The organism is Gammaproteobacteria bacterium, assembly GCA_041395725.1.
Classification (GTDB): Bacteria; Pseudomonadota; Gammaproteobacteria; order Pseudomonadales; family Pseudohongiellaceae; genus NORP240.
Window position 1 is genome coordinate 461,491 of record JAWKZW010000001.1, and the last position, 22,710, is coordinate 484,200.

At 48.7% G+C, this 22,710-nt stretch carries 13 protein-coding genes; 3 read left to right on the top strand and 10 right to left on the bottom strand.

All coding sequences use genetic code 11. From position 1 onward, the window contains the following. Nucleotides 1-38: 38 nt before the first annotated feature. The 3 genes from R3F50_01990 to R3F50_02000 are packed head-to-tail and all read left to right on the top strand — an operon-like array spanning nt 39 to nt 9,365. On the top strand, nt 39-8,099 hold the full coding sequence (locus tag R3F50_01990; protein MEZ5489073.1) for an FG-GAP-like repeat-containing protein: 8,061 nt from the start codon (nt 39-41) through the stop codon (nt 8,097-8,099). Further along, complete coding sequence (locus R3F50_01995) at nt 8,071-8,589, top strand: hypothetical protein (protein MEZ5489074.1); 519 nt, start codon at nt 8,071-8,073, stop codon at nt 8,587-8,589. The genes R3F50_01990 and R3F50_01995 overlap by 29 nt, the downstream gene beginning before the upstream one ends. A 41-nt stretch (nt 8,590-8,630) precedes the next feature. Next, nucleotides 8,631-9,365 carry a hypothetical protein gene (locus tag R3F50_02000; GenBank protein ID MEZ5489075.1) on the top strand — a complete coding sequence of 245 codons (735 nt, stop codon included), beginning with the start codon at nt 8,631-8,633 and terminating at the stop codon, nt 9,363-9,365. 355 nt (nt 9,366-9,720) lie between these two features. Here R3F50_02000 and R3F50_02005 read toward each other — a convergent pair whose 3' ends face one another. The 10 genes from R3F50_02005 to R3F50_02050 all read right to left on the bottom strand — a co-directional run bounded on the left by R3F50_02005 (nt 9,721) and on the right by R3F50_02050 (nt 22,708). Continuing rightward, complete coding sequence (locus R3F50_02005) at nt 9,721-10,935, bottom strand: hypothetical protein (protein MEZ5489076.1); 1,215 nt, start codon at nt 10,933-10,935, stop codon at nt 9,721-9,723. Nucleotides 10,936-11,129: 194 nt separating this feature from the next. Beyond that, the gene (locus R3F50_02010) at nt 11,130-12,827 is read right to left on the bottom strand and encodes a DUF2326 domain-containing protein (protein MEZ5489077.1); all 1,698 of its coding nucleotides are present in this window, start codon (nt 12,825-12,827) and stop codon (nt 11,130-11,132) included. After that, a complete protein-coding gene (locus R3F50_02015; protein ID MEZ5489078.1) occupies nt 12,818-13,048 on the bottom strand; it encodes an ABC-three component system middle component 6 in 231 nt (76 codons plus the stop codon). Before R3F50_02015 ends, R3F50_02010 begins: the two co-directional genes overlap by 10 nt. After that, the gene (locus tag R3F50_02020) at nt 13,045-13,860 is read right to left on the bottom strand and encodes an ABC-three component system protein (GenBank protein ID MEZ5489079.1); all 816 of its coding nucleotides are present in this window, start codon (nt 13,858-13,860) and stop codon (nt 13,045-13,047) included. Before R3F50_02020 ends, R3F50_02015 begins: the two co-directional genes overlap by 4 nt. A 191-nt stretch (nt 13,861-14,051) precedes the next feature. Beyond that, nucleotides 14,052-17,033: a type I restriction endonuclease subunit R gene (locus R3F50_02025; GenBank protein MEZ5489080.1), complete on the bottom strand. Its 2,982-nt coding sequence runs from the start codon at nt 17,031-17,033 to the stop codon at nt 14,052-14,054. Then, nucleotides 17,030-19,615, bottom strand: coding sequence for a DEAD/DEAH box helicase (locus R3F50_02030; protein MEZ5489081.1), 2,586 nt, complete (start codon nt 19,613-19,615; stop codon nt 17,030-17,032). The genes R3F50_02025 and R3F50_02030 overlap by 4 nt, the downstream gene beginning before the upstream one ends. Then, nucleotides 19,605-19,748 (bottom strand): hypothetical protein, encoded by a 144-nt coding sequence (locus R3F50_02035; GenBank protein ID MEZ5489082.1) that lies wholly within the window; start codon nt 19,746-19,748, stop codon nt 19,605-19,607. Before R3F50_02035 ends, R3F50_02030 begins: the two co-directional genes overlap by 11 nt. After that, nucleotides 19,741-20,970 carry a restriction endonuclease subunit S gene (locus R3F50_02040; protein MEZ5489083.1) on the bottom strand — a complete coding sequence of 410 codons (1,230 nt, stop codon included), beginning with the start codon at nt 20,968-20,970 and terminating at the stop codon, nt 19,741-19,743. Before R3F50_02040 ends, R3F50_02035 begins: the two co-directional genes overlap by 8 nt. After that, a complete protein-coding gene (locus R3F50_02045) occupies nt 20,967-22,490 on the bottom strand; it encodes a class I SAM-dependent DNA methyltransferase (GenBank protein ID MEZ5489084.1) in 1,524 nt (507 codons plus the stop codon). The genes R3F50_02040 and R3F50_02045 overlap by 4 nt, the downstream gene beginning before the upstream one ends. Next, on the bottom strand, nt 22,487-22,708 hold the full coding sequence (locus R3F50_02050) for a hypothetical protein (GenBank protein ID MEZ5489085.1): 222 nt from the start codon (nt 22,706-22,708) through the stop codon (nt 22,487-22,489). The genes R3F50_02045 and R3F50_02050 overlap by 4 nt, the downstream gene beginning before the upstream one ends. Between the last annotated feature and the right edge of the window lie 2 nt (nt 22,709-22,710).

The window sequence follows — 22,710 nt, forward strand, 5'->3', positions numbered from 1 at the left end:
CCCACTTCAATAATAACTGTGGATGCTTTGGTGAAAGGATGATCACACGCCGGTATTGGGGAATTCGCTACTTTCTTCTGCTTCTTGCCACTGCACTGGCAATGGAGTCCGCATACTCATCCAATTCAGAAAACGTTGCTGTCGGGCAAATTGATGCTGTTTTTGATGTTTCTTCTCAAGGCAGTGCGACATATAGCATCCCCATAATTACCCCTCCTGGAACAGCAGGCCTCACACCATCAATCAGTCTCACATACAACTCACAATCCCCATCTAGTTCTGTTGGTATAGGGTGGACCGTAGAAGGGCTGCATGTCATCACGAGAGGTCCGAAAAATCTTGGACAAGACGGAAAAATTACCCGAGTCCAATTCACTGAAGATGACGCCTTTTACTTTAACGGACAGAGGCTCATCCCTACTGCAACTTCTCGCGACAATTCATACATTGAGTACCGTACTCTTATAGACGATGGATCTCGCATCAGAGGATTCAACTTTACGAATCAGGGTCCTTCTGAATTTGAGGTAAAAACTAAATCAGGACTGACAATTCTCCTGGGAAATTCGGCCGGTAGCCGTATAACTTTGGATGGGAAAGTTCTTGCTTGGGTCTGTGAAACAATCGAAGACACTCTAGGTAACTATATTCAATTCAGTTACCTACAAAATAATAATGGCGACTATAACATTGATCAGATCACATATACGGGGAATAGGAGTCAGGATATATCTCCATATGCTGCCATTGAGTTCACATATTCTGAAAACCCACATCCAATTGAAAGCTATTTCGTGGGCTATAAGATTGTTAGAAGCAAGGTGCTTGAAAGAATTGAAACACGTTTTAACGATCAACCAATGTTCGAGTATAGGCTCGAACATTCTCGCGCTACTGGATCAGATAGCTTCAAACTTGACAGTGTTACCCAATATGGCGCAGACGGTAAATCTTACAGACCGACCAAGTTTACATACTCGGAAACCAAACCGGAGTGGAAAACCCCTACCGAGTGGCAAAATTCATTACCATCACTGTCGCACTCAAATGTGTTAGCTGACAGCACAAAGCTAGTCGATTTGAATGGCGATGGGTTGTCTGATTTTATGTATGCATCGGCTATCGGAGGTGATTTAGAAAGCTTTGCAGTCCTTGCCACCGACGGTGGATGGTCAAATCCTAGTGACGCCACGCATCAGGAAGAAGCTCAACCGTTTGCATCACCTATTCCATTTTCAAATGAATCCGGGCCTAGAAATGGCATTTTGTTTGTAGATATTAACGGCGACGGCAAGAATGACCTCCTCGAGTATTCGAGATTTTCCAACGGAACAGAAGAACAACACGCATTTCTCCACGATCCAAGTGGCTGGAAGAGCGAGAGTGGATTAGTACCTCCGATACCTACCGCAAATAACGGGTCGTCAGAGCCAGGCTTGATACTGCTTGATGCTGATGGGAACGGTAATAAAGAGCTGATATATAGCAATGGAATTGAATCATCTGGTTACAAACAGAAAAATAATCACTGGGATGAAGAGCCGGATCTCGCCCCACCTCGACGGTTCGCCTTCAATGAATATGGGCAATTAAATGGGACGTACTCTTTGGATGTCGATTGCGACGGTTCTGACGATCTTGTTTACCATAGACTAGATCAAGACGGAAACACTGAATCAGTCGCCTACAATTACAGTGAAAGGACTGGTTGGGAGGAATTTAGTGATCAGTCATTCATATTTCCCTTTGCACCAATACCAGGTCCTAAGGCATTAGCACTCGTCGATATCAACCAAGATGGATGTAAAGACCTGCTACTCAGTTACCGTCACGAAAATACTGAGGTTCGCGGCGTATGGCTGGCTTCAAAATCAGGCTGGACGAAATCAGAGAAACATACTCCTCCGTTCATTCTATACGTGAGTGAGATGGGCAAAGCTCTCTACAGTGGAGTTCAATTTGTTCATCTGAATGACGACGGTCTCCTGGATGTGGTCGCCAACAGCAACGGTACCAATCAAGCTGAGTTCAAATTTGCCTTTTTGAATACACTCGATGGTTGGAGTTCAGCAGAACTATATATTCCCCCACAACCTATCTACAATCCTGAGACTGAATCTAATGCCGCTAAATTTGCTGATCTTAATGGAGACAAGTTGTCCGATGTTGTTTACCTGAGTAATCCAGAAATTGGGCCAAATACATTGATTAATGTTGGTAACGGCTGGTCGACGCCGTCTACTGACTACACACCGCCGGTAGAAATCGCAAAATCAAAAGAAGGCGACAAGGGGGTGAGGTTCGTCGACCTGAATGGAGACGGACTAATTGATATCGTGCTTCATAAAGAAGGTGCGGGCGAATCTTCTTCCTTCATTAATTCTGGCCAAAAATGGGAGCCCAACAAACGCTATGCCCCACCTAAAGCGATATCAAATGACAAAGGTGATGATCTAGGAGCTAGACTGATCGATGTTAACAGCGACGGCCTCGCTGATTATGTATATGCAAAACGTGGTGATACTGCTGAGGTTTATCTCAATTCAGGAGATGTCGATACTGGTTGGTTAGAAAAAAGCTCCCAATGGCCTGCTGATATAGCATTTGTTGACAGCACGTCAGGTGATCTCGGGGCTGTTGTCATAGACCTTAATGGCGATGGTAGAAATGACATCATAGCTTCGCATAGGGATGGAACTCTCAATAACCAAGTGTTCAGAAGAGCCTATCTCAACATGGGTGACCATTGGCAAGAAGCGCCAGAGTTTCAACCCTGCTATTTTGAGAATGCGCATGAAGAGTACGACTATCCGGTAAAGTTTTGCGTCGACTTCTCATCGAAAGACGAGGCAAGAAGAGGTAGCTTTGGCTCTGATGTGTATACAACCGAGAGATATCGATGGTTAAATACGCAGATTACTGATCTTAATGGTGATAGATTACCTGACCTACTATTTAGTTACGAACTGTCCTTTACTTCCCCTTCACAGCAACCGATAAGTTGCCAGAAAAACGATGATGTATGTCTGGCGCAAAGAAAGAATGAAATCTATAAAAATAAATATGCCGGAGCGCTAATAAATACGGGCAGTGGGTGGAACTACGCTCCAGATTTCATCCCCAAACACCGCCTAGACCACCCTATACGGCCAAACAATCCATCTCACCCACTCCCAGTCACCCAGACCAATCTATTCAACGACATCAATGGGGATGGGCTTATCGATCACATACATATCAATCACAATGATGGAACCTCGTCATCTTCGATACATTTAAATACCGGAAATGGCTGGACAGAAAATGTGCCCACGTGGCAACTACCGGCTAACGTAGTAGCCAAAAAGCCCAATAATCCCGGCTTCGCATTTATAGATCTAAACGGTGACTCACTCGTCGACATTCTGTATAGCAGGAAAACGGCTAAAGATGGTAATGCTGAGTCTGGTGTGCACTTCAACCTTGGCGGGCGTTGGAGTCCTGTGGCGAGTTCGGGTCCGAGCCTCATTCTTAACGATTACATTAACGGCGATCCAGGCACAAGAATCCTGGATGTGAATGGAGATGGTCTACCGGACTTGATTCAAAGCTTTACTGATGCTGAAAACAAAACACAAAAGCACGTTCTTTTAAATAGAAGTGCAGATTCAAAAACCGGAGGTAGATCCGATATTCTTACGAGAATAGACGAGGGCATGGGCCAAATAATCAATATTCGCTATCGTTCTCAATCGGAAAATGCTGGCTGGCGAGATAACGGGATTGATCGCTTTTACAGTAGAGGGGGTCCGGTAAGATATCCCTTAGTTAATGTCTCCATGCCTCTTCACGGCGTTGATAGTGTAAAAATAGAGGAGAGAAATAATACTCTCAAAGACCCGTTCGGTTATAGAACCACGTCGAATTTCAAGTACAGCTATTCTGGTTATCGAATAGATATGATCACTGGCGAATCCAGAGGCTATCAATCACGAATTAGCTTGAACAATTCACCGCTAAAGACTACCAAAACTGAAGCCAATTTTTATCAGGACTTCGGCCGGTCTGGACTTACTTCTAAAGAACAACATTCAATCAAGCGTGACGACCAATTTAGATTATTAAGAACCATCGTGAATGATTGGACGAAGTATCCACTTCATGGTATGAGCAATAGTACTGGCACTTCGCACAATTATTGGGTTACTCATTTAACAAGCTCAGCCACACACACTTATGACATCAACCACGACAAACCACTGTCTATTCAAAACGAGGAGTATCACTATAGTGGAAAGGACGGCTTCCAGAACGTAGTTAAAACCGTCATCAGCAGGAGCGACGGAGCCAAAACAACCACGACTAGTGATTACGAAGACGATAACGACAAATGGATTAAAGGTCGTGTCTCGAGAACCACTGTCGAAATAGAGCATTCTGATCCGAACAAACAATCTCAATCCAGAACCGCTAAATTTAGTTATTCAGCAGAAACAGGCTTACTGGAACAGGAGATCAGCCTTTCAGGCAGCCAGTTCAGTATTTCCACTTACCATATCCACGATAAGTTTGGGAACACGATACAAACGATCACTTGTCCCACTGCAACTGCAGGTGATCGGGATACCATCACAACCATTGACCCCGAAAGGGCCATCTCATGCGGAACTAACAGAGAGCTAAATAACGGTGAGCCTCTGAAACCCAGAGTACGTTTTTTTGAATACGATGCACTAGGTCGGATAGTTAGGGCGGACTACAACGCTCTACATCATCGAACTGCTGTGATTGCATCAAACGAGATTTTTGGCATTCCTACTGCAATTGAAGATGCTAACGGCGTAACCACAAAGTCTAATTTCGACTCTCTTGGCCAGTTGATCGAAACCGAATCCTCGACGAAAGTTAAAACGACATTTACCCGGTCCTTCCTGCCGCCCAATGAACGCGGTGCTACTTACGCGGTTGAAACACATGTATACGGCTTGCCACCCAGTAGTATATGGCTAGATAGCAAGGGTAGGGAGCTGCGCACGATAAGTGTTGGCGAGGACAATCAAAGGGTCGTTATCGATAACTACTACGATATTGAAGGCCGCCTTGTTGAAAAAACTCTTCCTCGATTCGAAGATGATCCCGTTTACAGTAGTAAAACCAATTACGATCTACTTGGTAGGCCCGCAAGTATTATTGGGGCAAGTGGTCAAGTCGCGTGTTATTACTACGACCGAAATACAACCATACATATCGACTTTGCAAAGTCTACGGAAGTTAAAGGCAGTTCATCACATCTCAGAAATTTCTGTGAGATGGCGAAGAACGACAAATCCAAAGGTCGTAGAACTATATCCATGTATGACCTTGACAATAATCTCCTATCTGTCACCGACGCCTTGGGCGGCATAGTTCACTACAAATATGATATAGCTGGCCGTGTCGTAGAAATTAATAACAATAATCGCAGTAAAATTGTCACTCGTTACGACTACGCAGGAAACAAATCCGAGCTAATAGACCCCGATATGGGACATTGGTACTACAGATACAATGCCTACGCAGAACTGGTTTATCAAAAGGATGCGAAGGAGCAGGAAACATACATTCAATATGATCAAATTGGTCGATTACTATATAAGCGAACCAGCGATAGCTCTCTAGAAAATAAGTATGACGACAAACCCTACGCAACAGGAAAGCTAACCGCTGTTCTCAGCTCAGACGGACACCAGGAGCATTATCTCTACGATGAACACTCCCGCATAACCAGTGTTACAACACATATCCAAGAGGAGAAATTCGTTTCATCAACCACATATGACGCTCTGAATAGAGTCACGGAAATGCAATACCCAACAGGATTTGTCGTAAAAAACCATTTTGATGAATTAGGCATTTTTCGATGTGTATCAAAACCCTCATTAAGTAGCTGCGATAATGAAGCTGTCGGATCTTTGTATTGGTCGGGTAAGTACAATGCTACCGGCCAGCTAGTTTCTGAGACGTTTGGAAACAATGTCACCACCAATAAACAGTACTTTGAAAATACTGGATTACTGGAGGCAATATCCACCCAAGACAAGAATAGAAATCCTATATTAGACGAAACATATTTATACGACTTGGGAGGCAACCTTGAATCCAGGACTACTCGAAACCTCGCTCAAAAGCTAACTCTTAGCTACGAATATGATGCCTTAGATCGCCTGGTTAGTCAGCGAGAGAATGGGATTGAGAAGACTGCAGTTGAGTACGATTTGGTTGGAAACATTTTGAGCAAGTCAGGTGTTGGATCATATGCTTACGGCGATAAAGACGGGCCGGTTCATGGAGTTTCGTCAATCACGCGTGGCGTTGGTGAAGACGCAATAGTTTCTAAATATCGCTATGACGCCAACGGAAACCTTGTTAAAAGTGATCAAGCTTCTTTAAGTTACAACGCCTCTAATCAAGTGGTGTTAATTCAATCAAGTGGCAGCAAGTGGTCAAAATTCAAGTATTCCGCATCCGGGAGGAAGTATTTCCAGGATTACAGCGATATCTTACGAAGTGTCCAAACAACCTATGTGGGGAATTATGAAGAGGTTAAAGAGGTTATGGTCCCTCCATTCATGCCGACCTCGGAGAGACTACGGAAGCGGCATTTTATTGTTGGAGGCAGTGGGGTTGTTGGGGCTTATGAAGAGATAACCTGGTTCTTTCCAACTAGACACTTCCCCGAAATTTACAAGCAGACCTTCATTGATTCGGGAGAACGCTCATCGATTGAGACTTCATCAATATCCTACTTCCACAACGATTATCTTGGCTCTCTCTCGGCAATAACAGATTCTAGTGGCCAACTTATTCAGAAGCTTCGATATGATCCCTGGGGGAAGCGGATCCAGGATAAAAAGCGCCAGTATCATACTTTCACCAATGGATTCACGGGCCACGAGCAGCTCGACAATGTCGGGTTTATACATATGAATGGCCGTGTATATGACCCTGATATTGGCCGCTTCGTCAGTGCGGATCCATTTGTCCAGTTTCCAAGTTTTGGACAAAGTTTTAATCGTTACTCTTACGTTCTAAATAATCCCCTCAAATTTACCGATCCAACCGGATTCTGGTCTTTGGGACGGGCCATTGGTGGCGTCCTTCGAGGTGCGGCAGACATATTTGCGGGGGGCGTAAGGGCAATTGGTGACGCAGTATTTAGCGTTGTTGGTCCTCCGCTGGAAGAATTTGGCCGATTCATGAACAAACATGGACGTACTCTAGTTGCCATTGCTGGAGGAATTATCGTAGGAGTTGCCACGGGAAATCCCTACGCCGGTGCCGCTGCATACGGCTTTCTATCCGGTGCAGCCAACGGCGCGAGTTTTGAAGAATCGTTGAAAATGGCGGCCATTAGTGCTGCCACTGCCTATATCATGGGAGGCGTGTCAGAGTATGCCCAAACTAATTGGGGCGCAGGTGCAAGTTATGCAGCCCAGGGCGCTACAGGAGGAGCAATTTCTCATGCCACTGGTGGTAACTTCTCAAGGGGGTTTTGGAGTGCTGGTATAGCAGCTGCGTTTGCGCCTCCCCAAGCAAATAACGGCCAAATCAATTATGGCACGTTGGCAAAACGGGCAATCATTGGTGGAGCTGTATCTCGGATTAATAACGGCAAGTTTGAAAATGGAGCAGTTTCATCTAGCTTTGCTTATATTTTTGCAACCGTTTCGACAAAATCACCAAGTCAAGAGATCGAAAAACCTAAAGAAGGTACGATTGATAATACTCCGAGGGGAGAAGTGAAATATGTTGGGCGACCACCTCAAACCGTTCCAGTAACCGGAGATACTGCAGAAGCATTGCAGTGCTTTGCAGATAAATGTTTACCCGGTGGAACGTTGTATGTAACAGGAGGGAAAGAGCAATTTTCGCCTGAAGGTAAACTCTATCATTCCCAAAATAGCTTGCATTATCAAAACAAAGCGGTCGATATTTCAGGTTGGAGAAACCCTTCCTTGGACAATACAACTGTTAACACCTGTGCCATGGATTGTGGATTCACACATGGTCAGTGGGAAAAAAATCACTGGCATTTACAGAGAGGTGAAGGCAATGGTTCTAGACCGCTACCAATGCCATAACATTCTTATCAGAGTAGTTATGGTCGTTTCACTGCTACTTGCCTTACTTTCAATAAGCGCATGCGGAAATAGTAGTGAAGCGAAGGATCTGCTACAAAAAACACTAAAACCTTTCCTCACGGAGATGACGTCAAACAATGTAAGAATTTTGACATATTGTCCAGACAACTTATGTCTGGCGTTTGAGGTTCCAACAAGTCTTGACACAAACATTCTCTATAAATTTGCTCTTGCCTATTTTTATTTTAAAGCCGATTTTCCCGAATTCAGAGAGTACGACGTTAGACTGCCAAATGGAGCCAACCCAAGAGAAGCTTTCGAGGGATTGGCATTAAAAATCATTCAAGATAGTTCATTTACATCGTGCGACTCGAAAAGCGAAGCAGGCAAACATCTTTGTGCACTACGGATACTGCAAGAAAAACATGGTATTGAGGTATTCTTTACTCGAACGGACGAAGGCCATTTTATAAAGGAAAAATTGGAATGAAAGAGTTTTAGACTTTCGCTGTCGAAAAAAGGGGTTAGCATTTGTATTCATTAAAACCAGATTGCATTAGTTCGCCATACATTTTTAAATTGAAAACTTCTTTTTGGTATTCAATTTTTCTAGCCACGATCTCTAGCAGTGCTTTATGCGAAGAAAGGAATAACAACCTTGTTTCTTCCATTTTTTTGGAGTACCAACCAGACTACTCTTATAGAGGAGTCGTTCTTGAAAATTTAGATAGCGTTGATTATGGTATTGAGATTTCTCATCTAGGACTTTCTGCGGGAATTGAAGAAGTTGATCTAGACGACGTCGACAATTTTACCGCTTATTTCCTTTCCTACTCCTATAATTTTAATGTCCTAAATATTTCGGTCGGTTTTCAGAATAATGATCCGATTCTTAAAAGCAAAGAAATATTTATTGAAGCAATTTCTCAGGTAAATGAAACTTTGGAAGCTAAGGTTTCTTATTTTCATCGTATCGACCATGACAGCTCTGACTACATAGAATTCCAGTTATCAAGGCCATGGGTTTCGAGAGCGGGCCAATGGATGGCAAAGCCATATGCCTTGATCTCGGCTGGAGACTACTATTCCGACGGTTTTTCTTTTAATCACTTCGAAGTTGGTAGCGATATTACATATCGGCTCACCGCACATTTGTATTTGAGCGCATACGGTGCTGTAGTATTACCACTGGAAAGTGTTAAGGATGCAGGTTTCGAATCTGATATTAAGGTAAGTGGTGGACTAGTTCTCAGATATACGTTCTAGTCTATTGCGCCGCTCAATACCATTGGCTACGCGGAACGTAGGTGGAACGCAAATCCGATAAAGCCCACTATGCTATTGATACTAATAGGGTTTTTAATCTTTTCCAGGAAGTTCAAGTCCTCTCCTGGGCACCATTTTGAAAAACGTCGAAAGACCACGAGAGACCATTTAAGATGCTGATTCTTAAATGGTTTTTTTGTTTATAGCGTCTCGACCGCTTGTCTCTCATCGTCTCAAATTGTCCCTTCTGTGGAACGCCAGTGGAACGTGAGTGGAACGCAGAGTTGGAAATTCAGCGTCCGTTTCGGACTCTCACACCGTCGTTCTGTTAGCCTTTCCACCTCTTTCTGCATCATCATAATCTGCGCGCCAGGGACTGACTGACGAACGCGTTCCCGGCGCCCTTCGTCCGGTCGAGCAGCGCGTGAATCTGATCTAACACATTATCTATGTGGGATCTCTCGGCAGCAGCCTGCGCCAGGTCAAAGGCATCGATCACATCGATGGTGGTCACCTCGTAACCCCAACCTTCGTTCAACCAGCGAAGCGCGGCCATTGCCGCACCGAGAGCGAACGCGGGCTCCGATTCAATAAAATCTCTCGCTGCCCGGGTCAGCGTCTTGGGCTCACATGGGCTTTGATTGGCAAGCTGCAACGCGAAGTCATAGAGCTTCAACTCCTTGGCCGTCGCAAACCACTTGCCCTCTTCCCCTGGCGTGGTCTTGATGAGATCCGCGAGAATGTCTTCTGGCGCCACCATGGGATAGCGTTTTGCCACGGCACAAAACTGCGCGAGATACGAATTGCCCTGGGCTGCCCTCAGCCCATAGCGCCGATAGGCCTCGTCGTGGAGACCCGAGGAAATCAGGATCTCTTCGCAGGCATGGTCAATGGCCGAATCCGGTTGGTTGAGCCCTCTGGAGGCCTCGGCGAATTTCAGGGCTTCTGACTTCCTGCCCATGGCCAGTAACGCCTCAACACCGTAGCGGCGGTAATGCCAGAAAGGTTTGCGATCCAGCGCCAATAGATCGAGCAGCTCCTGGTAACGCCCCGCCGACAACAGACAGGACAGGCAGGCTGTTGTGCCGTGAAAATAGTTGCCGGGGTTCGGGTCGATCCAACATGCCCTCAGTGTCGGCATCAATTCCTCTACCCACTGATTGGCCGTTTCCACCGAACTGCATAACTCTCCCCAGCGATCGCCCACCGGCCCCAGATAGTCGACACCGTCGTCCTCCATCGCCTGCCACAGGCGCTCGAGCCATTTGTCACGAGTTTTGGCATCGGCCGGGGCTTTGATGATCAGCGGAATCAGGTCATCCAGTGTTTTGTTTACCGCGGAACCCAGGGCGCCGCTGGAACTGTCGACATACTCCAGCGCCGGCCAGAGCTTTTCCATCAGGCGAACAGCGCCGTCGGCGCCAACGACAGGTTCTTTCTTTGCGACTTTCTTTATCTCGGAAACGGCTTCACGTAGTCGCTGACAAGCCAGGCGCGAAGATTTCCAACCATAACCGCCTGCACGAAACCGGGCGGGGAAGATCCATTTATGCCGCATTTCAATTGCCATCAGAGAAACCCCTGATTGATTTCTCTACAATTCGTGGACATCAGCGGAACCGGTCAGCATAGCGGTAGGAACTTGATACTGTGCTGCACAAAATACCCTTTATGGCCAAGGCACTCCAACGATCTGCTCAAGTATGCCTTCTTTGGTCGCCATATTAATAATGCATTATTCGCCTATGCGAAAAACAAAAACGGTTATATGCGGAACAGCTTATCGTCTTGTGAAAGTGAAACAATTGTGTATCGATCAATATCGATATCCATCGGGAGTTTATCTCTCAGTACCGACATAACGTATTGACAATCGAGCTCCGAAACAACCTCCGTCATGAGACTGGAAATCTGATTGTCATGTACGTTCTCAATCTGGTCTTGGAGAATAAAGTGAAGGCAATCTATGCTCGCCTGATCAGCATATTGTATATACGCCAAATCAAATGCCGCCATTTGACCTTTCTTTTTTCCCGTTCCCAGATTCCCGCTAATACTGCTTATGTTAAGCTGGTAGCCTCTTTCTGTCTTATCTGGCGATAGAACAAACTGTTCGCCATAAAGCCTTGACGAGATATTTGAAAAATACTTGTTAAACTCGGAAACGCGCTCCTGCAACGTTTCATCAAGCGATGATATACCCTTGTCAATCTCTTCGATTTCCTTCTCTATGGAGTCAGTCGTTTCCAGAGTGCTTTCCCATAAGCGTTTTTGTTCGAGCAAACTACCCTGCCTTGCTGAAAGCTGGGACAACTCGTCAAGAATGGATTGGAAACTTTCTTTTGCACCCGTAGATTTGAGAACCGAAGCAAGCCGCTCCTCTTCATCAAGGAGCGCGCCAATAGATGATTGCAATTCGTTTATTGTCGAATCAAGCTGCGGCAATTCATTTGATATGAATCGTCTCTTTTCTTGAACCATCGCGTTGTGAAACGACATCGTGTCTTCAAATGTCTTTTGAAGCTTTGGAATTAATACTTTCGCCTCATCATAAAGCGCGCGTATCTTTTCTACGTCAATATTCGATACTTCCAAGGCCAGTTCATCGATGCTTTCCCTAATAAGCTCCCTTCTCAATTCCAGTCTGGCGAGCCTGGTTGACAGCTTATTGAGGTCTGCCTTGACCTGGTTGAAGTTGGCTATATCAACCTCGTAATTCTCGTTGACAACAAACGTTTCCTTACGTTGATTCACATCCTGGATCAATCGATTTACCACAATTAAAGATTGGTTGACTGAAGACAGGGTTCCTTCGGCCTTTAGCCGCTTCTGCAACGTGTCCTCAATCTTTCGTCTAGTAACAAGCTTCTGCTTTCTTTCGGAAACATCCAGATCAATCCCGAACCAGAATAAATAAAGCGCTTCGTATTCCTGATCGGTGGTAGTGGCATGGAGAACCTTTACTGTGTTCTGCAAACGGTTCTTCTCATCTCGGATATTTTTTGAAATTATCTGCCTGAAAGTAGGTTTGTCTGTCTTTGAGTGAAAAATGAGCTGTTTCAGCTTTCGGGTAAATTCTTTGTCCGTATACTTCTCTCCGTCAATCTCCTGAATCTTATTGCCGTACTTCAAAAAATTTCTGCGTATCGCGATTTCAGGGCTTTCATTGTCATCCAGGTCTTTCTTCAATATCAGCGTAATGATGATATTATTCTTTGTTAGAAAATCTTCTATTTCGGTATTCGTCTTGCTTTTAAACTCCGGGTCCTGGTAAATGTTTTTACCGTTACCACCAAAGCAATAATCTACTAATCGAAGAACAGTCGATTTACCTACGTTATTCCCGGACTCCTTCTTATCCTCTGTCTTTGTTTCGTCGACAATCAAATTTATTCCCTTATGAAAAGGAATATCTCGAATTATTGTCTCGTCTTTTTGTATGAGTAGCTTTTTTAAAAACATTTGCTAACTACCCCTTCTTCAAGTTTTATCGCACCCAGGAGAAACAACCAATCCAAGGTCAGAAAAAATATCTCGGAAGAAATATTTTCCTCCTTGCGCAGTCCTTCATAGATCGACAGGTAGTCAACAGATTGTCCGGGATCATCCATTAATTTTTCTATGATTAGCGACCCTATGTAGTATATTTTTCTGTCAGGTCGTACGTCCTTATTCAAGATCATTGTGCTAACGGCTCCTCTAGTATCTTGCAGCGCATGAACGCATCAACCATGACAACAGAAATACCGAAAGAAATGTCTTCGTCGCAGTTGCCATAAGCTAGGCCGTCGGTGTTTATCAATATATCCTCAATATCTTCGATAATGTTGTCGGCGTTGTCCTTGATTGACTCAATTTCATTATCCGAACTACTGACATAGTTGCCCTTTACTTTTAAATAGATTCGGCGAATATTTCTAAGGAGCCTGTCTTTCTTGAATGATCCGTGAGACTCCAGCTCGTCATATAACGAAGAAATCTGGTTATAGTAAACCTTGTATTCATCAATGAGAGGCCTATTTCTAACGACCGCGTTGTATTCAATCTTCTTGTCGATTTGATATGGCGAGGTGCTTTCCTCTTCCTCATTACCGCCCTCAAAATTTCCATCAGCAATAGCGTCGATTGCCAGTTTGAGAAGGGGCTTTTTGGCCTGTATTCGTTGGGTTATCTTACTGTGGTGATTCGCCTTCCATTCCTGTAAAAGATCGACCGAATACAGCGCTTCGTTTTCTATGTTGTCAATTATCGTATGACACTCGTCGCAAAGAAGAATCAGGTTGTTAAAATGGCGGCGCTCATCATCTGACATCTGCGGATTGTAACGAGGCCCATCAGAACTGGCCGCCTCAATGTGACATATCTTGCTAATAATGCTCACTCCATCTTTGGCAACAAGCGCCTTCTCGCAGTCTGGAGCAGAACATTTGTTACCCGACAACGTATCTAATCTACGGACTGTAGAAGGCTTATACTGTCTTGCTTTGTTCGTCATCGATTGGACCGCTCAATTACTATTCTCTTAATTGGGTGCAATGGACTGAAAGTGCTCATGCCAAATCCTCCAAAAACTCGGATGGGACATCGCCGCTTGTCACGAGCAGCCTGTCTCTCGCCAGTTATTTGGGTTCAGAGTAAAAAACTCAAACCTCCAACGCCAGCCCCACACACGCCCCCTACTCCCACTCAGTAGTACTGCCGGATATATCCGAATGCCTTGTCAAACAGGTCCTGATCCTTGATCTTGTATTTGACGTAGATCACCTTGCGCAGCGCTTTCTGCACTTCACGTTCTCCGGCCTTGGTGTCCTGCCAACCCGGAAAGCGAACCAGGCGTACAATCTCATCGATGTCGGCCACAATCCGCTCGACCACGACCGGCGTCTTGCCGCTCTTCACCTCAACGAACAGTTCGGTCAGCGCCGCTTTGGCCTTGGCCTGTTCATCAACGGGGTCCACCCGCTTCTCGGCCTGAACGACCTCCTTGGCCAGGATAAGCAGTTCCTTGAGGAAATCGATGCTGTGTAGCAGCCCCTGCTCATGCCGCTCTTTCAACTTTTCGAGACGCTCGCCCAGGGCGACGAACTTCGGGTTATCCTTGTGCTTGCGCAATCGGGCGATAATCTTGATCTCGATCTCTTTGGATTTCTTGTCCGGGTCCTTGGCATCGAGTAATCCCTCAAGCACTTCGGCATCCATCACAAGGGTGTCTAAATCGTCCCGTACCGTTTCCAGGTGGACATTTTCGTGGACCAGTTCGATGGTCTTTGCCCCAAGCGTATGCCAGAGCAGTTTGCCGTTACCGCTCGGCGGTTTCACCGATTCATAGATCTGGGTCAGCCATTTGTATTCGGTTTGGTAAGACCCCAGGCAGGGGTGTGGAGACAACGCTTCCCAGAGACGGGAGAGCACCGAGTATTCCGCCGCAAACTTATCCCGGGTCTCGTTATCCGGCAGACAATCCTGCGCCGCGATCAGTCCCTCGTAGCCGCCGACGGTGCGGTCCACCCCGGGGAAGAACGCCAGGCATCTCGCCACCACGCCGGGCAGCTCTTTCTTGAGGTCATCCAGGTTGGTGATGACCTTCTGCACCGCCTTCTCATCGAAATCGAGGGCGGTGGCCACGTCATCGAAGATGCCGAGGTAATCCACGATCAAGCCATGGGTCTTGCCGGGGTAGACACGGTTGGTGCGGCAGATGGCCTGCAGCAGGTTGTGATCCTTCATCGGCTTGTCGAGGTACATCACCTGCAGAATCGGCGCATCGAAACCGGTCAGCAGCTTGGAAGTGACGATCAGGAATTTGAGCGGGTCGTTCGGATCGCGGAACCGGTCGAGGAGCTTTTCCTCCTCGTCCTTGGCCAGCTTCCATTCCGCGTAATCATCGGACTTTCCACCCTGGGTGTGCATGACGATGGCGCTGGCCTCCGGACCGACCAACTCGTCCATGGCCTTCTTGTAGAGCACGCAGCATTCACGGTCGAAGGTCACCACCTGGGCCTTGAAGCCGTTCGGCTCCACCTTTTCCTGGAAGTGCGTGACGATGTGCTGGCAGATGGCGTTCACCCGCGCCGGGGCCTTGATCAGCACCGCCATTTTGGCGGCCCGCTTGGCCAGGTCGTCGCGATCCAGCTCGCTCAGCTCATCGGTCATCTGAGAGTAGGCTTCGTCGATGGCGTCCTTGTTGATGTGCAGCTTCACGTCCACCGCCTCGAAGTGCAGCGGCAGCGTGGCCTTGTCCCGGATCGAATCCTGGAACGAGTAGCGGCTCATGTAGCCCTGCACGTCTTCATCCGCGCCGAAGGCCCAGAATGTGTTGCGGTCCCGCTTGTTGATCGGTGTGCCGGTCAGGCCAAACAGGAATGCATTGGGTAGCGCATCGCGCATCTGGCGACCGAGATCACCCTCCTGGGTACGGTGCGCCTCGTCCACCATCACGATGATGTTCGGGCGCTCGTTCAGGCGGCCACCCGCCTCGCCGAACTTATGAATGGTGGTGATAATGATCTTTCGGGTATCGGCTGCCAGCAGGCTTTGCAACTCCTGCCGGGTAGCAGCCCCGATCATGTTGGGAATATCGGCAGCGTTGAAGGTGGCGGTGATCTGGGTATCCAGATCGATGCGGTCCACCACGATCATCACCGTAGGATTACCGAGATTGCGATGCATCCGTAGTTTCTGGGCCGCGAACACCATCAACAATGACTTTCCCGAGCCCTGGAAGTGCCAGATCAGACCTTTCTTGGGATAGCCCTTCACCACGCGGGCCACCATCAGGTTGGCGGCCTCGTATTGTTGATAGCGGCAGATAATTTTGATGCGCCGGTGTTTCTTGTCGGTGGCAAACAGGGTGAAGTTCTGCAGGATGTCCAGCACCACATGGGGGCGCAGCATGGAGCGGATGGTACGCTGCACGTCCACAAGCGTTCCCTCGGCCTTGTTCTCGCCTTCGTGCCACGGCCCCCAGATATCAATAGGCATGCGCACCGAGCCATAGCGATAGCACTTGCCCTCGGTGGCAAAGGAGAGGACGTTGGGCACGAACATCTGCGGCACGCTCTGTTCGTAGCCGTTGTGGATATCGCTGGCCCCGTCCACCCAGGTCACCGCCGGGCGCACCGGCGTCTTGGCTTCGCCGATCACCAGCGGAATGCCATTGACCAGCATGATGATGTCGAAGCGGCGGCCGCCTTCCTTGACCGGATAGACCCACTGGTTGGTGACCAAGTAGTCGTTGTTGCTGAGATTCTCGAAGTCGATCAGGCGCACCGGCGTATATTCGCCACGTTCGCCGAAGGGCATGGACTTCTCGCCCCGCAGCCATTCAGCGAAAAGTTCGTTGGCACGCACGAGGCCTTCGCTCTGTACCGACAGAGGAATGGTTCGCAAACGGTAGAGCACCTCATCGGCGCGATCTGGCTGGGCCATGATTTCCGGGTTCAGGCGAATGAGGGCCTCGCGCACCATCGACTCCACCAGCACGTCAGCGTCCTGGCGGGGTAGCTCCTCGGCGGCCACAAAGCGCCATTTAAGACTTGAAATATGAAGGGTGAGGTGTGAATCGAGATGATCAGCTTGCGGCTTGGCAACACACCACTGGTTATCCTTGTCAGACAATGTGTCAAGAACGAGTTGTTCAATCGTATTTTCCTCATTGAAGTAGGTCATTTCTGTCCGCCTCCTGCCAATGAGGAAAGTTTTTTGCTCGTCAATCTTGCCAGAATGTCATCACTTCCCAGTTTCGCTTCGGCCATCTTGCGTGCAGCAAGCTCCCTCCATTCAATGACTCCAGGCGACTGGAAAGAGTCCCAGAGCGTACGCATTGTTGTCATGCATTCTTCTGAAAACTTCTTGAAGTCTTCAACGCTGATGTAAAAAACATCGCCCGTATGAGGTTCCGCAGCAAAATGCAATTTGTCCGATGTCGAGCAGAACACGACCGAGAAACTTACTCCTGGGTGTTCTGCTGCGAGTGTGTCCGGATGGGCCTTGGCCTGAAGTGTTTTCTCTTTTGAGACGACAGGGTTCTCTCCGGTTGCCGTGTAATCCTCAAAAACAACGCCCTGTCGCCCAAAAATCCACCACGGGTCCGGGTCTCCGGATCGCTCAGTGTTCCCCGATTCAAAGCCCAGCAGGCGACCGAGCTTGACCTGCGCTTCTTCAAACGGCTTCGCCTCCGTACTTGAAAGCCCTTCCCGGATGGCCTGGAAATACTTTTCGATTTTTACGCTGCCGGACTTTCCAAACCGTTCAAGGACTCCTTCTATACGCTCGATGCGCTCTCCATAAATGACATCGACAGGTGCTTCCTGTGTCTGGTTGGAGAGCAGCTTTTGAATCTGTTTGAGCCATGGCAACGTACTGGCGCATGAAAAGGCAGCAGAAAAATGTTCTTGAGCTACCGGTGCTTGCTCCGACTGGTAGGCTGCTGAGCCAGCAAGGTAGTTCCAGAGAGCAGAATATCCCTTCAGATCATGCCCACCGGCAAGGCTGGCCAACACGTCTTTTGCTGAAGAGAGCGCGCTGTCAAAATCGCCGGACCAAAGGGCATCGTGAAATTTCACTTCATGCACCACAGAGTTTCCGAGCGGACTTGCCGATGGTATGGGCGATTGAGTCAGTTCGTCTCTTGTTTCCAATATATGGTTATCAGCCGATTTCCACTCTGGCCCGTGGGCAACGAATATGTCGATGTTATCCCCCAGTTCAGACGGATTATCGACTTTTGATTGTTCGACACCGAAATTGACTTCGGCCTGAAGTTCCGGATGCAGTGTTTCTCGCTTTTCTGGCATGTGGAAATACTGATGCACCTTGTCGCCGATGATCACCACGAGCGCGTAGTCGGTTGATGAACGTGTGCATCTTCCTACCGCCTGAGTGATCCTGGTGCGGATGCGAACCTGGAAGAGAACAGAGGCCCCAAGGCGGCTGATGATGAAGCGCTCCTGCAGATTCGTAGATTCCGGAAGACCATAGATGATCAGGTATCTGCATTCGTCTCCGATCAGATCGATTCCGTCATACCTGTTCGCCAGAACCGCAATGGCGGAACCGGCCTGGGTGAATGATTTCTTCGACGCCTCCAGTTGTGCGGCGTCAAAGAGGGTATGACCCTGCGTCGCCGGAAGTGCTCCAATGGCTTCTCTGACTTTATCAGCATCACGGTTGCTTGGGGTGAGGACGAGCGCTCTGTCAAATTTCGTAGTCCAGGAAATCGCGAGACTCAATGAAGCCGCTTCATCCCAATTCCGCATAGGAAACACGAAGAAACGTCGACCGATTCCCTGCTTATCCCAGCCCTCTGGAGCAGGTATCCGCTCGATCTTTTTCCGCCCGAAAATTCTTTCCAGATCCCCGCCTTCTCCGAGAGTAGCGGACATATAAATGCGCTGCCGCGCATTCTGAAACGGCGCAAAGCTCTTGGTGGGCGCTATAAGAGGACGAATGAGAATGGAATTGCTGGTGTAATAGAGATGGCAGGCGTGGAGGTGATCTCTGATCATGCGCCATCGATAACCGTATTCCTCCGGGCTCTCATCGTCTCTGGAGGCATTGTCAATCGCTGCCGTCAGAGCGGTCCTGCACTTGAGTACATAAGGTGTCGGAATCTTGTTCACGAAGGACGTATCAAGCGATCCCTCATTACCCTGGTCGTAACGGAGCTGGTCATTTTCCGTGGTGTAAGGCGCGATGATCTGCCAGATTGCATCGAAGGTGGATTCATCCTGATAGCGCCGGACCTCCAACGACCAGAAACTCGAAACATAATTCTCGGCGGCGTGGGCATCGTCAAAAATGATTGTATGAACGTCACTGAAAAACGGATTTGTGTTGAACAGAGCGCTATAGGTGGCAACGCCTATTGATTCGCAATTATTGAAAGCGGTCTTGTCGGCCTCCGGGTACTGGTGTTTGGACCCCGAGAAATCAAGAGCGTTGATTCCGTATTTTTCTTTGGCCTGTTCAACGACCTGATGTACAAGCTGTTTGGTAGGACAGAGCAGTACACATCTCTCCCGTTTTGTTCTTCTGCGCCACTCTGCGATCAGGAGGCCAACCAGGGTCTTGCCGCTGCCGGTGGGCAGCTCAAGTGCGATATCACGATTGTCGACATGGTCCATGTAGTTGCGCAGCATGTCTGCCTGCTGCGCAAGAAGGCCTTCTACGGTACGGTCCCGCAGGTCGCGGAACAACGATTCAGGATCTTTGATGGATACCGAAGACTTCTGAGGGATTTTAAAGGCCATGGAGTAACCCTCCTTGGTTTCTATTGCATGCGCCACCGTAGCTCGCGAGCTCTTCGGCAACCATGTTCGAAGTCACGCCGCCGCAGAGCGTGTCGAGAACCATCTGTTCGACGGTATTTTCTTCATTAAACATGGGATTCCTCTTCAGCTATCGTCGCTCCGACCATGTTGTTTATCAGAGCAGCCAAGCATTTTTTTGCTTCGGCGACATGGTTCCTTTGAAGATGCTTTCTAAGCTCCAAATTATTGAGCACTTCAACAATCTGCTTCTGCTCCTCCATCGGAGGTAGTGGAACCAGCACCTTTTTCAAGTTTCCTGCGCTGATATTAGTTTGACTCACACCGGGAGTGGCATAGGCAAGAAGCCTTCTTTGGCCGAGACCTGAATTCAGATAATGATTGAGGAAGTCAGGAAGGATTTGGTCCTCATCCGCTCTCAGGCGAACCAAGTATGATGCGAATACATAATCCCCTTCAAGATCAAATATTCCGACCTTGCCGACCAAATCGGCACTGTTCGTTCTATTGAAAAGTATGTCGCCTTTGTGAACCTTGAATGAATTGAAATCTGAATCATCTAAGTCAACGTATTTCAAATCGTTGGCAATGATCCGTCCATCGTCGTAGTTCATCATTCGGAGAATCGGATATTGGCCAGATTCATTCAAAGGTATAGACAAACCATATTGGCAAATCGATGTTACGTCTTCAACAGTAGCGAGACGCCAGTGGACTGGTATTTCACCAAGCCTGGTGTGCTGGGTTGCATGCTGTCCAATTCCCCTGACTGTTAGTCGATTCAGCAAGGTTCTTTTTACCGACATCAGATTGTCGTTACTCTGCTGATGTTGATTAAATGACTCATCGGCAGCCCACAGGATCTCGGCAATGCGCTTCTGTTCATCAATGGGCGGCAGCTGGAATTCCTGCACTTTCAGGGTCTTCCAGTTGATCGTCGGTGAGAGCGAGCCCACCGATATTTCGATAGCCCGCTCCATGAACATGTCGGATTGCAGAAAGAACGGCAAAAACTCCGGCAGAATCATCTTGGGTTTTGCGCGGACGACCATGGCATGTGCCGAGCAGATGCCGTCAAACTCGGCCACGGCGAGTTTGCGTTGATACGCACGGCGGCGGCCGAAAATCACATCGCCCTTCTTGAAGACCAGCTTCTGTCCGGAGACATCGGACGGGTTCCCCCACTGGCGTAAATGAATCGTGCTGGGATCGAGGTGTTCCAGTCCGACATAGACGTCAGTCTTTGCGTCGGCCGGGTCCACCCTCACAGCAATGTTCTGGGCGATATCGCCAAACTTGACCATGTTCCAGCCGGGCTTCTGGAGCTGCGTACTCATTTGCCACCTCCCGTCACCCGTGCGTCCTCAAGCACCGCGAAGAGGCCCTCCATCGAATCTCGTAATGCCATCGAGCTTTCCTGCCAGTTCGCAATAGCCTGCTTGAGGCTGACCGCTTCGGCCGCTCCTTTGCCATTGCCGTTTCCGTTTTCGGACCGGACGTAGAGTGGAATACTGAGGTTGCTGTTTCTCTCCCGGATCTCGTCATTACCGACAACCCGGGCAAAACCGTCCTCATCGCCAAAGGCCTGGTAAGCGGAGACAATACGCTGGAGGTGGTCGTCGGTGAGAAAGCTCTGCGCCCGTTCGCGGGTCACCTCGTTCACCGCGTTTATGAAGAGCACCTTGTTCCTGCGCTCCTTGGGTTTGTTCATCCGGCAGATGACGACGCAGGCCTCCATGGGAGAGTTGTAAAAGAGGTTGGGCCCGAGACCCAGCACACATTCCACCACATCATGGGCGACCAGCTTTTCGCGCATGGCCGACTCTTCGTTGCGGAAGAGGACACCATGCGGAAACAGGATGGCGCAGCGGCCGCTCCTGGCCTTCATGCTCTTGATGATGTGCTGCCAAAAGGCGTAGTCGGCACGGCCCTGAGGTGGAGTGCCGTAGATGTTCCGGCCCCACGGATCGGCGGACCAGGCATCGCGGTCCCACTGCTTGATGGAGTACGGCGGATTAGCCAGCACTACATCGAACTGCATGAGCCGATCGCCTTCGACAAATGCAGGATGGGCCAGGGTATCGCCCCGGACGATGCGGAAGTCCTCAATGCCGTGCAGGAACAAATTCATCCGGCCGATGGCCGAGGTGAGCAGGTTGCGTTCCTGACCGAACAGCCGCAGGTTGCGCCATTCCTTGTTCTGCCGCTTGATATGGGTAACGGCGGAGAGCAGCATGCCGGCCGAACCGCACGTCGGATCATAGATCGACTCGCCTGGTTTGGGTTCGAGCATCTCGGTCATCAGGTGAACCACGGTGCGGTTGGTATAGAACTCCGCAGCGGTGTGCCCGGAATCGTCGGCGAACTTCTTGATCAGAAACTCGTAACCCACACCCAGCTCATCCTCCGGGCAGTTGGAAACCGAAAGCGTCTGAGAACTGAAGTGCTCGATCAGCTCGCGCAGCATGTGATCCGGCAGACGCTCCTTATTGGTCCACTGGGCATCGCCGAAGACCCCGTACAAGGTATCGGGGTTGGCCTTCTCTATGCTACGCAGGGCGTCCTGGATGGCCTTGCCCACGTTCTTGACCTTGGTGCGGGTGGCCTTCCAGTGAGCATCCTCCGGAATCTGGAAGCGGTGCTGCTCGGGCAGCGCGGCGTATTCCTGATCACCGCCTGATTCATCCAGCGCCTCAGCCAGCTCTTCGTCGTACACATCGCACAGACGCTTGTAGAACAGCAGCGGGAAGATGAACTGTTTGTAATCCCCGGCGTCGATGTAGCCACGTAGCAAGGTGGCAGCACCCCAGAGATAGGATTCGAGCACTGATTGGGAAATGTGCTTGCTCATCTTCATTGCGCTATCACTTCCCATTCGTAAATGTCCGTTGGAATATCGACGCCATCCAGAGAGTCCCAGTCGTAATCGCCGGTTGCTTGGGTATAGACGTCATCAGCCGCAGCCAGGACTGAGTGATAGGAGCCAAGCAATTCGTCCTTGAACCACAGGCCCCAGCGGCTATTGGCTTGCGGTTTGATGAGGAAACGGCCGATGGGCGATTGGTACTGATACATCT